General features: G+C 57.4%; 12 protein-coding genes. 9 read left to right on the top strand and 3 right to left on the bottom strand.

What is annotated here, in order from left to right:
- The first annotated feature begins 41 nt into the window (after window positions 1-41).
- Complete coding sequence (gene dusA, locus N879_RS00930; protein ID WP_021446524.1) at window positions 42-1,034, top strand: tRNA dihydrouridine(20/20a) synthase DusA; 993 nt, start codon at window positions 42-44, stop codon at window positions 1,032-1,034.
- 20 nt (window positions 1,035-1,054) lie between these two features.
- Here the strand turns inward: dusA and N879_RS00935 are convergent, their stop codons facing one another.
- Complete coding sequence (locus N879_RS00935) at window positions 1,055-1,516, bottom strand: CBS domain-containing protein (protein ID WP_009462173.1); 462 nt, start codon at window positions 1,514-1,516, stop codon at window positions 1,055-1,057.
- Window positions 1,500-2,879 (bottom strand): YihY family inner membrane protein, encoded by a 1,380-nt coding sequence (locus N879_RS00940; protein WP_009462171.1) that lies wholly within the window; start codon window positions 2,877-2,879, stop codon window positions 1,500-1,502. Before N879_RS00940 ends, N879_RS00935 begins: the two co-directional genes overlap by 17 nt.
- A 56-nt stretch (window positions 2,880-2,935) precedes the next feature.
- Between N879_RS00940 and N879_RS00945 the strand changes: the two genes are divergently transcribed.
- From N879_RS00945 to N879_RS00975, 7 genes are all read left to right on the top strand, one after another.
- Window positions 2,936-3,346 carry a DUF2069 domain-containing protein gene (locus N879_RS00945; protein WP_009462169.1) on the top strand — a complete coding sequence of 137 codons (411 nt, stop codon included), beginning with the start codon at window positions 2,936-2,938 and terminating at the stop codon, window positions 3,344-3,346.
- 10 nt (window positions 3,347-3,356) lie between these two features.
- Window positions 3,357-4,823: a protein adenylyltransferase SelO gene (locus N879_RS00950; RefSeq protein WP_021446526.1), complete on the top strand. Its 1,467-nt coding sequence runs from the start codon at window positions 3,357-3,359 to the stop codon at window positions 4,821-4,823.
- Between the two features lie 93 nt (window positions 4,824-4,916).
- Window positions 4,917-5,978: a chorismate synthase gene (aroC, locus tag N879_RS00955; protein ID WP_021446527.1), complete on the top strand. Its 1,062-nt coding sequence runs from the start codon at window positions 4,917-4,919 to the stop codon at window positions 5,976-5,978.
- 66 nt (window positions 5,979-6,044) lie between these two features.
- Window positions 6,045-6,872, top strand: coding sequence for a M48 family metallopeptidase (locus N879_RS00960; protein ID WP_009462160.1), 828 nt, complete (start codon window positions 6,045-6,047; stop codon window positions 6,870-6,872).
- A 220-nt stretch (window positions 6,873-7,092) separates the two neighbouring features.
- On the top strand, window positions 7,093-8,559 hold the full coding sequence (locus N879_RS00965; protein ID WP_009462158.1) for a sensor histidine kinase: 1,467 nt from the start codon (window positions 7,093-7,095) through the stop codon (window positions 8,557-8,559).
- Window positions 8,556-9,194 carry a response regulator transcription factor gene (locus N879_RS00970; RefSeq protein ID WP_009462156.1) on the top strand — a complete coding sequence of 213 codons (639 nt, stop codon included), beginning with the start codon at window positions 8,556-8,558 and terminating at the stop codon, window positions 9,192-9,194. The genes N879_RS00965 and N879_RS00970 overlap by 4 nt, the downstream gene beginning before the upstream one ends.
- Before the next feature lie 94 nt (window positions 9,195-9,288).
- The gene (locus tag N879_RS00975; protein WP_031231990.1) at window positions 9,289-9,789 is read left to right on the top strand and encodes a GlcG/HbpS family heme-binding protein; all 501 of its coding nucleotides are present in this window, start codon (window positions 9,289-9,291) and stop codon (window positions 9,787-9,789) included.
- A 259-nt stretch (window positions 9,790-10,048) separates the two neighbouring features.
- Here the strand turns inward: N879_RS00975 and N879_RS00980 are convergent, their stop codons facing one another.
- A complete protein-coding gene (locus N879_RS00980; RefSeq protein ID WP_009462153.1) occupies window positions 10,049-10,480 on the bottom strand; it encodes a carboxymuconolactone decarboxylase family protein in 432 nt (143 codons plus the stop codon).
- 178 nt (window positions 10,481-10,658) lie between these two features.
- Here N879_RS00980 and pdxR point away from each other — a divergent pair, with 178 nt between their 5' ends.
- Window positions 10,659-12,086, top strand: a complete 1,428-nt coding sequence (gene pdxR, locus N879_RS00985; protein ID WP_021446529.1) for a MocR-like pyridoxine biosynthesis transcription factor PdxR — start codon at window positions 10,659-10,661, stop codon at window positions 12,084-12,086.
- Window positions 12,087-12,243 lie beyond the last annotated feature (157 nt).

A 12,243-nucleotide genomic window follows, 5' to 3' on the forward strand; every position in this document is an offset into this window, starting at 1 on the left:
TTTTTCACCAAGCCTGCGATCAGGCTATTTGCTCCCTGTTTATGACTAATTTTGTGATGCCGGACAGCCAGATGTGGCGTTTGAGTGTGGCGCCCATGATTGACGTGACTGACCGCCACAGCCGCTTTTTTCATCGTCTGCTGGCGCCGCGCGCTTTGCTGTTTACTGAAATGATCACCACGGGCGCACTGACGCACGGCGATCAGGCACGTCATCTGGATTTTGATCAGGCGGAGCATCCAGTTGCCTTGCAACTGGGGGGCAGCGACCGGGACGCCTTGGTGACCAGCGCTCTGGCAGGTGAAAAGTGGGGCTACGACGAAATTAATCTGAACTGTGGCTGCCCCTCGGAGCGGGTTCAAAAAGGCGCTTTCGGTGCCTGTTTGATGAACGAGCCGCAGTTGGTGGCAGACTGCGTTAAAGCCATGCAGGACGCGGTCTCTGTGCCTGTGACGGTCAAGCATAGGCTGGGGCTGGATTACAACGAGTCCTATGGCTTTGTGCGGGACTTTGTGGGGATTTTGTTCGAGTCCGGGTGTCGAGTCTTTACGGTTCATGCCCGCAATGCGGTCTTGAAAGGCTTGTCGCCCAAGGACAATCGGGAGATTCCGCCTTTGCGCTATGACATGGCCATGCAGTTGAAAAAGGACTTTCCTGAAGCACTGGTCATCTTGAATGGCGGCATTCAGGAGCCGGATCAGGCGCTAGCGCTGGAGGAACAGTTCGATGGTGTGATGCTGGGCCGGGCAGCCTGGCATACGCCGGCGGTATTAAGCGAGATTCATCGTCGGCTGTGGCCTGAGCATCCCTTGATGGGCGAGGATGCCGTGGTGGAGCAGATGATTGCTTATGCCCGGCACCATGTTCAGGCGGGTGTGCCGTTACGCATTGTGATCAAGAGCATGTTGGGCTGGCCGCACGGCAAGAAGGGCGCACGTCAGTGGCGTCGTACCTTGTCAGATCACAATTGGTTGGCCAAAAACGATCCAGGCCTGCTTGCGCAGGCCTGGGAAGAATTGCAACGCCGTCAGTAAAGGCGGCCTGATCCAGGGGATCAGGATGCGCTGGCTTGCTCGGAATCGGTAGGCCAGTCGCGGATGTAGGCTTTGAGCATATTGTTCTCGAACTGCTGGGCGTGAACAATGGCGCGGGCCATATCAAAGAAGGAAATAACTCCCATCAGCACGGGACCGTCCATCACGGGCATATAGCGTGCGTGGTTGTTCAGCATCAGGCGCTGCACCTCGTCGGCGCTGGTGTTGGGGGTGACGCTGACAGGGGCGTCATCCATGATGCTGCGCACCGTAAAGCCCTGGGCCTTGTCGCCCTGAGCGTGCCAGTGGCGAATGATCTCGCGAAAGGTCAACATACCCACCAACTGACCATGCTCCATGATCACCAGCGAACCAATATCCAGCTCGCTCATGCTCTGTACCGCTTTTTCAACGGTCATTTCGGGGGTGCCTGTATAAAGCGTGTCTCCCTTGACACGCAGGATTTCACTGACTTTTAGCATACTGGGTCTCCTGACCGGGATCGGCGTTTAGTATGGCTGGTTGTCCTGTCAGAATGCCTTGCGGCGACTCAAACAGTTCTTCCAGATTGGATAGTCGCTGATCGAAAAACTGAGAAAGATAATTGAATACATATTCTAGCGGACCCTCGTGGGTATGGGAGCGGTCCAGCAGAAATGCCTTGGTAAGTTGTTTCAGGCTGACCTGACGCAGATCGCAACTCAGTACCCACTGTTCGTCATTGTCTTGCTGGGTGTCAGCAATCAGTCCCATGGACTTGAGCTTGCATAAAATGCTGTAGAGCTCGTCCGGGTCGCGTTCCAGCTTGTGGCTGAGTTCACGTACGCTAAGTCCCTGCTGGCTCTGACGGTTCAGCCACAGCTGGTAGAGCAGGTTCACGGCATCGGTAAAGGCGATGCCGGGCACATTGGTCTTGACCCAGTTGCGGCCACGCCAGTCGGGCAGAATCGCCACCATGGAGGCACCCAACAGGACGATCAGCCAGGAAATGTAGATCCACAGCAGGAAGATCGGCAGGATGGCAAAGGCGCCGTAGATAATCGTGTAGGTGGGAAAGCGGGTCAGGTAAAAGGCGAAACCGGCCTTCATCAGCTCCAGTAAGGCAGCGGTAACCACCCCGCCAATCAGCGCATCGCGCCACCATACGCGGCGGTTGGGCACATACATGAACAGCGCCGTCAGCCCCAGGGCGGTAAACAGGAAGGGGACGTAAGACAGGGCAAAGGTCACTATGCCGGACAAGTCGCCGATATAACCCAAGGACTCCCGAGCCAGAATGGTCGTGGCCCACAGGCTGGCACCGGTCAGAATCGGGCCCAGCGAAATAATGGCCCAGTACACCAGCAGGCGTTGCCCCAGTGGGCGTTGCACGTGGACCTGGAAAATATTGTTGAAGGTCTCGTCAATGGTCATGATCAGCATGATGGACGTGACAATCAGGAACAAGCTGCCTACCGCCGTCAGGCCTGACGCTTTGGAGGCAAACTGGTTCAGATACAACATGATGTTTTCTGACACCACTTCGGGCATCAGGTTACGGGTCAAAAACCCTTCCAGGGCACTTTCAAATTCCTGGAACAGTGGAAAGGCCGTGAACAGCGCCAGTACCACCGTCAGCATGGGGACAATGGCCAGGATCGTGGTGTAGGTCAGGCTGGAGGCCACCTTCATCAGATCTTTTTCAGCCACCCGCTTGATGGCAAAGCGCGCCACACTTAAAAAGTGATGCTTGGCGGTGGGGGCGGGCGGGGGCTCCTGCGCGGAGACAGGATCGGTGTTATCTGGGTTCAAGTCTGTTTGTTCAGCTTGCTCAGAGGGCATAGGGAAGTTCTCGTCGTTTTTCATAGCGGTTTGATGCGGCGGACGCTGCTTTTCGACAGGGTTCAGGTGATAATAACAGCATGCATGAACCTTTAAACCCCATACTTCATCGAGTGGCGGCCCTGGCTTTGGTCGCCTTGATTGCTTTGTGCCTGGCCTGGGAGCTTCATTTTGCGCCCTTGAAACCTGGTGGCTCCTGGCTGGTGCTGAAAGTGATTCCTTTGGTGCTGCCGCTGCGCAGCGTGCTCAAGGGCAATTTATATACCCTGCAATGGACGTCCATGATGATTCTGCTGTACTTCGCAGAAGGGGTCATGCGTGCCTGGTCGGACCCGGTGGCTGAAGTTATGCCCTGGGCGATTGCAGAAATTGTCTTGTCCCTGATTTATTATTTCTGCGCCATTTTTTATCTTTGGCCAGCCAAGAAAGCGGCCAAGCAGCGCAGCAAGGCCGAAAAAGCCGAGGCTGCCAAAGCCGCCAAATCGGCCTAAGGGGGTCTGTATGTCCAGCTTGTTCGATGGCCTGGCCATCAGTCATCATTTTGCGGATTTGCCCTCGGCTTTCCATACGGCGGTTCCGCCGCAACCCCTGGCCAATTCCCGCCTGCTGCACGTCAATAAGGAATTGGCGGCGCAACTGGGTCTGGATGTCTCCCGTTTGGGGGAACAGGAATTTCTGGATGTAGTCAGCGGCCAAGCCCCCTTGCCGGGTGGCCTGACGGTGTCGGCTGTCTATAGCGGTCACCAGTTTGGTGTCTGGGCAGGACAGTTGGGCGATGGCCGCGCGCATTTGCTGGGGCAAATCGACACCCCCACGGGCCCGCAGGAATTGCAGTTGAAGGGCGCCGGTAAAACCCCGTATTCCCGTATGGGCGATGGCCGTGCCGTGCTGAGATCCAGTGTGCGCGAATATCTGGCCAGTGAGGCCATGGCCGGTTTGGGCATTGCCACCAGCCGGGCCCTGGCCCTGGTCACTTCGGATACGCCTGTGTACCGGGAAACCGTGGAAACGGGCGCGATTGTGACACGTGTTGCCCCCAGTTTTGTGCGTTTTGGCTCGTTTGAACATTGGGCCAACGACGCAAGCCGTGTGCGTGAATTGTTGGACTATGTGCTGCGCGAGTTCTATCCGGAACTGCTGGTCGAAGGCGATTCGGAGCAGGAGCGCGTCTGCCGCTTCTTGCAGGAAGTGATGCATCGCAGCGCAGAAATGGTGGCCGACTGGCAGACTGTCGGCTTTTGCCACGGCGTCATGAATACCGACAATATGTCCATTCTGGGCCTGACCATTGACTACGGACCGTACGGCTTCATGGACCGATTCCGCGTGAATCACGTCTGCAATCACAGCGACAATCAAGGCCGTTATGCCTGGAATGCGCAGCCCGCGATTGTGCATTGGAACTTGTATCGCCTGGCCAGTGCCTTGATGGTGCTGGATCCAGATGTGGATGCGGTGAAAGAGCGTTTGCAAACCTTTGAAGCCAGTTTTCTGAAGCGCTATCACGCCAATTTGCAGGCCAAGCTGGGCCTGCGCACCTGGCAGGCGGATGACGCGCAACTGGTCGATGACTGGTGGCGCTTGCTGCACAACAGCGGGGCGGATTTCACCTTGTCCTTCCGTGCTCTGGCACAGGCCAGCAAGGCACCCGAGGCTTTCCTGAGCCTGTTTGAGGGTTCCGAAGATCAGGCCCGGGCCTGGTGGCAAGCCTATAGCCAGCGTCTGAAGTTGGACGGTTCCGACACGCCAGAGCAGCGCGAGTCCATGAATCGCGTCAATCCTTTATATGTGCTGCGTAACCATTTGGCTGAGCAGGCCATCCAGGCTGCTGCCAAGGATGACGCCAGCGAAATCGACACCTTGCTGATGCTGCTGCGCGACCCATACACCGAGCGGGCCGGTTTTGAGGCCTATGCCATGCCGCCGCCAGAAGGCAGTGCGGAGCTGGCCGTCAGTTGCTCTTCCTGAAAGACCGGGCGCGGCGCATGTCCGGATTCGGGAACAATGCCATAATCGTGCCTGTCTTTCATTTTTCCTCATTTCTTTGCGTTCACTTTCTCTATGTCCGGCAATACTCTAGGTAAAAGCTTCCGCGTCACGAATTACGGCGAATCTCATGGTCCAGCGATCGGCGCAGTGATCGACGGCTGCCCTCCGGGCCTGGAGCTGTCTGAACAGGATATTCAGTTTGAACTGGATCGCCGCCGTCCTGGCACCTCGCGCCACGTGACTCAGCGCCGTGAGCCGGATCAGGTGGAAATTCTGTCCGGTATTTACGAAGGTCGTACAACTGGCACGCCCATTAGCCTGCTGATTCGCAACTCCGATGCACGCAGCAAGGATTACGGCAATCTGCTGGATACCTTCCGTCCCGGCCATGCGGATTACACCTACTGGAAGAAGTTCGAGAACCGCGACCCGCGTGGTGGTGGTCGCTCTTCAGCTCGCCTGACTGCGCCTACCGTGGCGGCCGGTGCAATTGCCAAGAAGTGGCTGGCCGAGCACTTCGGCGTGAAGATTCGCGGCTATATGAGCCAACTGGGCCCCATCGCCATTCCTTTCAAAAGCTGGGATGTGGTCGAGCAGAATCCCTTTTACGCGCCAGACATGGACGTGGTGCCGCAGCTGGAAGCCTATATGGACGAGCTGCGCAAAGAAGGCGAATCGATTGGCGCACGCATTGAAGTTGTGGCCGAAGGCGTGCCCGCTGGCTGGGGTGAACCTATTTACGACCGTCTGGATGCCGATATCGCCCATGCCATGATGGGTTTGAACGCCGTTAAAGGCGTGTCGATTGGCGCTGGCTTTGATTGCATTACGCAAAAAGGCTCGGAGCACGGTGATGCGCTGTACCCCGATGGTTTCAAGACCAACCAGGCCGGTGGCGTATTGGGTGGTATTTCCTCCGGGCAGGCCGTGACGGTTTCTCTGGCGATCAAGCCTACTGCCAGCATCCGTACCATGCGTCCTTCCGTGAATCGAGCCGGTGAAGCGGTTGAAGTGCAGACACTGGGCCGTCACGACCCTTGTGTGGGTATTCGTGCCACGCCGATTGCCGAAGCCTTGCTGGCCATTGTCTTGATGGATCATTGTCTTCGTCATCGTTCGCAGTGCGGCGTCTGAAACTGAGGGTTTGCGCAGGACCCTAGCACTTCATTTTCTTGTCAGGTTTGTTTTTTGGAGCTGAGCATGAAAGGTATTGCGAAAGGAAAACGCTTTTTGGCGGCGGGGTTGATACTGGCCATGACGGGCTGTGCCACGGTGCAGACGACGGAAAGCGGGACGGTAGGTGTCGAACGCAAACAATTTATCTCCAATCTGGTGTCCGAGGCCGAGCTCAATCAGGCGGCGGCCCAGAATTATGCTCAGGTCTTGTCCCAGGCTCGGCAGCAAAAGGCGCTGGATACCGATGCGGCCCAGACTCGTCGGGTCAAGTCCATTGCCCAACGCCTGATCGATCAAGTCGGTGTTTTCCGGGCGGACGCCCGTTCCTGGAATTGGGAAGTCCACGTCATCAATGAGGACGAAGTTAATGCCTGGTGCATGCCGGGCGGCAAGATGGCGGTTTACAGCGGCTTGATCAAACGGATTCAGCCAACGGACGCGGAACTGGCTGCTGTCATTGGGCATGAGATTGCTCACGCCTTGCGCGAGCATTCGCGTGAGCAGGTTTCCCAGAAAATGGCGACTTCTTTCGGTTTGACGGTGCTCTCCGCCCTGACTGGTGTGCAGGCTGTGAACGATTTGGGCGGTACGCTCAGCGAAGTCATGTTTGAACTGCCTAACAGCCGCACTCACGAATCCGAGGCCGATCTGATCGGGGTTGAGCTGGCTGCGCGTGCAGGCTACGACCCGCGTGCTGCGGTCAGCTTGTGGCAGAAGATGGGGGCCCTGGAGCAGGGCAGAAGTCAGCCGGAGTTCCTCTCTACTCACCCGGCTTCCTCAACCCGTATTGCGGATTTGCAGGCGATCTCGGAACGCGTCATGCCCTTGTATCAGCAGGCGGCCAAGCCGTGAAAGGCTGGCTTCAGAGGTTCATGATCTGAAATGAACAACACCCTTGATGAGGCTTTGTTGGAGATTGCCAAGCTCAGCTCTCATCATGGAGTGGGAACTGAGATCCAGACCTTGCCGCTCGCAACGGCGCGGGACAGGGACATTGTTTAGTATAGGAAAGCCTGGTTTCTCGACCCGTCGACCTATTTATCTGATTGTTTCCCATACTCACAATGCACTCATGAAATCGCGCCATCGCACTTTTCTGTATGGTTTGTTGATTTGGCTCGGCCTGTCTTTGGCCGGCGCCATCGTGTTGACGCGCGCTGAACTGGCGCGGCAGCAGGAGGCATTCACGGTGCAAAGCAATATAGCCTACCGGCTGCTGGGCCAGCGTCTGGCCCAGCATGACGCCATTTTACAAATGCTGGCCCTGTTGCAGCCGCCCGTGCAGCGCATTGAACGTCTGGGAACGCTGAAAGCCATGTTTCCCCAGATCATGGCGATCTATCGCGAAGAGAGCGACGTCGCGTGGGCCAATCCTCAATGGCAGCAGGCGCAGTTGCAGTCTCTAAAGGCCGAGCGCGCCGTGTTGACGGATGTGCAACTGGCACAAGGGCGCTATGTTCTGCTGGTAGCGGCGCATCCGGCCAGCTTTGCCGTGCTGCTGGATTTGAATGCCGCCATCGCCTGGGACGAATGGCCTTTTCGGCGTGATGGCAGTCCCGTGCGCGTGGTGCTGGAGTGGCAGGACCAACAATGGGTGATCAGTCCTGGGTTGGAGCATGCCGGGCCTGTGGTATTCCAGTCAGGCAAGACAATGACTTCCACCAGCCAACCCTTTCAATTGCACACGCGTCGCGTCGTGGGCTATGCCGACCTGCCTTGGGGACAGGCGGCACTGTTCGCCCTGGCCAGTGCCTTGCTGGTGGCGCTGGTCATCTATGTGCGCAAACAGCGTGAACAGACCTTGCGCGCTCAGGAGTTGCTGCGTATCGGTCAGGTGGGCCGTTTGAATGCGCTCGGCGAAATGGCCGCGGGCCTGGCGCATGAATTGAACCAACCTTTGACCTCCGTATTGGCCAATACACAAGCCAGCCTGCGGCTCTTGCAGGATGATCCCCCCGACCTGGAGCCGGCACGTGAAGCCATGGCGCATTCGGTGGAGCAGATCAAGCGTGCGGCCAGCGTGTTGACACGCCTGCGGCACAGCTTGTGTGAAAGCGGTCTGGCTGAGCAGTGCTGCCCGGTGTCCTTGACGCGGGTGTTGGGCGAGGCTGTGCATTTGCTGATGCCGGAGTTGGAGCGGCATGGTATTACCCTGGAAAAACGCCTTCCTTCACACGATGTCGTTGTTGTTGGTGAACCCGTGGCGCTCGGACAAATCATCCACAATCTGCTCAATAATGCCGTATCCGCTTTGGGCGTAGCCCAGATCAGCAATCCGCGCATCTGGCTCGAGGTGTTGCAGCGACAAGGGCGCGTGGAATTGACCGTGCGTGACAATGGTCCGGGAATAGTCCCGCAGCATCTGGATCGTGTGTTCGAGCCTTTCTTTACGACGCGCTCCGACGGCCTGGGGCTGGGCCTGAGCCTGAGCGAGTCGCTGGCTCAGGCCATGGGCGGCGGCTTGAAGGCGTTCAACGATCCCATGGGGGGAGCCGTGTTTGCGCTGGAACTGCAACTCGTGGATGAGGAAGCATCATGAACCCTACTGAAAATGGCTCTAGCCTGTCGCCCTTGATCCACCTGCTGGACGATGATGCCGCCGTGCGTCAAAGCTTGTCCTTGCTGATCAGCACAGTCGGGTTACGGGTGCAGACTTGGGCGGATCCGCAGCAGTTTCTGGAGTCTTTTGATCGGCAGTCTATCGGGGCATTGATTCTGGATGTGCGCATGCCCGGCATCAGTGGATTGACCTTGCTCGATACCCTGATTGAACAAGGCGTGGATCAGCCTATCATTCTGTTGACCGGGCACGGCACGGTGGATATGTGCCGGCGCGCCTTCAAGGCGGGTGCTGTCGAGTTCCTGGAAAAGCCGGTCAGTGACGATGTGTTGCTGGACACGGTTCAGCAGGCCGTGCGTCAGCACGTGCGCCGTCGTGAGCGGCTTGCGGCCGACCAGTGGGTGCGTGAACGCTACACAAGTTTGTCCGAGCGCGAGCGCGAGGTGCTGGCGCTGATTGTCGAGGGCTTGACCAACAAGGAGATAGGTCGTGTGCTGTCGCTGTCGCCCCGTACAGTTGAAACGCATCGTGCCAACCTGTTTGCCAAACTGCAGGTCGATAACCTGGCCCACCTGATTCGGCATTACGCCAGCTTGGTGAGTGTCTCTCCGTAAAACTACGTAGATGCCAGGGTAAGCGTCCGAATAGTCACGTTCGGGCGGCGCAAGTATAGTTTTTCCATGCCGACAGTGTTGTCGGAACTGATAAATGGAGATTACTGCTATGTTGCGCTCTTCCCTTTTGATGGCGTTGTTGTTTGCCGCTGGTGCCGCCCAGGCCCAGGGTGTGCTGACCGAAAAAAACATCTCCCTGGATCTGGCTAACCGTTTGGCTGCTGAAACCGTCAAGCAATGCTCGGCCAAAGGTTACAACGTGTCTGCGGCTGTGGTTGACCGCGCCGGCGTATTGCGTGCGTTTCAACGTGCCGACCAGGCCGGTCCGCATACGGTCAATGCCAGCATCGACAAGGCCTATACGTCCGCTTCGGCCCGCAGCCTGACCAGCGCCATGCTGGAGGGTTCGCAGAAAAATGCCGGTGCCGCCAATCTGGGCGATATCCAGGGCTTTCTGCTGCTGGGCGGCGGCGTGCCGGTCAAGGTCGGCAATGACACGATAGGCGCCATCGGCGTGGGCGGTGCCCCTGGCGGCCACCTGGACGAAGCGTGCGCCGTAGCGGCTCTGGAAACCCTGAAGGCCGATCTGAAGTAGTCGCATTCCTGCAGATTGGGGAGCCGCCCCTGAACTGCCCCCCCCCGGAACTTGGGCATTACTCCAAGCTTCGGGGGTTTGCTTCATGGCTAGTTCAGGGATCGCTTGATGTGTTTGCGGTAAGGCCTGCGGTAAAGGCGGGATTGTTGGCAAATAAGCTGACCGTTCAGTGTTGCCGCTGAACGGTCGTATTCCGTCTGACGATTGACTTCTGGCGTAGGGTTTTTGATTCTTGCCGCTGCAGAATCATCCTTCGCGTTCACTTGCGCATGCTGATGGCCAAGCGATTGAAGGCGCTCATCAAGGCAATCGCAAAACTCAGATCCGAAATTTCTGTATCGCTGAAATGGGCTTTCAAGGGCTCGAAGTGCTCGTCGGGTGCATGAGTGTGAGCAACATCCACCACGGATTCTGTCCATTCCAGGGCCGCGCGTTCGCGTTCGTTAAAGTGCGCACTGACACGCCAGCCTGCCAGGCTGTCTATCTTGGCATTGGCCACGCCCGAGCTGCGCAAGGAGGCTGCGTGCATCTCCAGGCAGAAGGAGCAGCCGTTGATTTGCGAAATGCGCAAATTAACCAGCTCAATCAACTCTTTGCCCAGAGTGCTTTTGTCCAAAGCAAGCTTCGTTTGCAGCAGGCCTTGATAGGCTTTGGGAGACAGGGTGTCGTAGGGAAGGCGAAGTGCACTCATGGCGTATCCAATCGAAAGTAAGACAGGGGGCGGAGCAGGCCGTAGCTGTATGGGGCGGGATTCACTGTTTGCGTCAGTCTGAGTATCAAGCTGGGCTATCCGCTTTACTTGTTGATTATCCATGAGTAATGTCCTGGTCATCAGTGACAAGAAATCAGTAATTGACTAGGACATGGGTATGGATCTACGCCACTGGAAACCCAGCCGGGAACCAGGCATTCCTGTTTATCAGCAGTTGTACGAGCGCTTTCGGGATGCGATTGCTGCAGGCCAATTGCGCCCCGGCGACCGGGTGCCATCCATACGCAGTCTGGCCAGTGAGCTGAATGTGGCCAAGGGTACGGTGGAGCAGGCCTATCAAATCTTGCTGGGTGAAGGCTACTTTCTGGCACGAGGGCCGGCAGGAACGGTGGTGTCACCGCAGTTGGCCAGTTTGGCTGCGAAAAGATATGCCAGTGTCCCTGCCTCATCCCTGCGTGCCTCGCCATATGTGCCAGCAGAAGACTCACCCCCTTTGCCATTTCAGCTGGGCCTGCCGGCTTTGGATGCCTTTCCGCGCAAGACCTGGGCACGACTGGCCAACCAGAATCAGCGCTCTTTGGGGGGCGTGGCAATGTGTTACCCCGATCCGGTGGGCTATGCGCCGTTGCGGCGGGCTATTGCGGCTTATTTGGGCGTATCGCGCGGCATAGCTTGTCTGCCGGAGCAGATCTTTGTGACGGCCGGGTATTGGGGGGCGCTGGAGCTCGTGTGTCGTAGCGTTCTGAATCCGGGTGACGCGGGCTGGTACGAAAATCCTGGCTATATTTTTGCCCGCCAGTTCTTGAAGCAGGCCGGTATGCACGTGCATGCGGTGCCGCTGGATGAAGACGGCCTGAACCTTATAGCCGGGCAGCAGCATTGCCCACAGGCACGCTTTGCCATCGTGACCCCCACTCATCAGAGCCCTATGGGCATGGCCATGTCCCTACCCAGGCGTTTGCAATTGCTGGAGTGGGCCAGACAGCAGCAGGCCTGGATTGTGGAGGACGATTACGACAGCGAGTTTCGCTATCATGGGCGTCCTTTGCCTGCCCTGAAAAGTCTGGATAGGGACGACAGGGTGATCTATACCGCCACCTTCAGCAAGGTTCTGAATCCCGGTTTGCGGCTGGCGTACTTGGTCGCACCCTTGTCCCAGGTGGAGCGTTTCCAGCAGGCGGCTCACTATTCAGGCGGGCCGGGTTCCATCCTGACGCAGGCTACCGTGGCGGACTTCATGGAGCAGGGCTACTTTGCGCGGCACTTGCGCAAGATGCGGGCTTTGTATGCACAACGTCGGGCTTATTTGGTACAGGCGCTGCAACAGATATTGGGGGAGCGCTTGCAGGTGCAAAGCCAGGCAGGCGGGATTCATGTGCTTGCCAATTTGAGGAGGGCAGAAGATGACCGGCCTTTGGCCAAGGCTGCCCAGGAACAGGGCCTGGCCGTTCAGGCTTTGAGCGACTGGCAAATATCGCCTGCGGTGCATAAGGGGCTGTTGATGGGCTTTGCCAATATTAGCGATCAGGGCATGGCCGATGAATGGGTAGAGCGTTTGAGCTTGGCCATTGCTGAACCTTCTTGAACAAGAGTCCGGCCTGAAGCAATCGCCAAGGCTGACGATGTTGGTTTTTCAGAGCTTTCTTTGACAAGGCTCCGGGAGTCCTTGTCGAGGGGCATGTTTCTATTTAGGGTGGTAGTCCCAATACTAGTATGGAAACTGGTCTTGTCCCAGTTACTGC

Origin of the sequence: Alcaligenes sp. EGD-AK7 (genome assembly GCF_000465875.3) — a bacterium.
Classification (GTDB): domain Bacteria; phylum Pseudomonadota; class Gammaproteobacteria; order Burkholderiales; family Burkholderiaceae_B; genus Alcaligenes; species Alcaligenes phenolicus.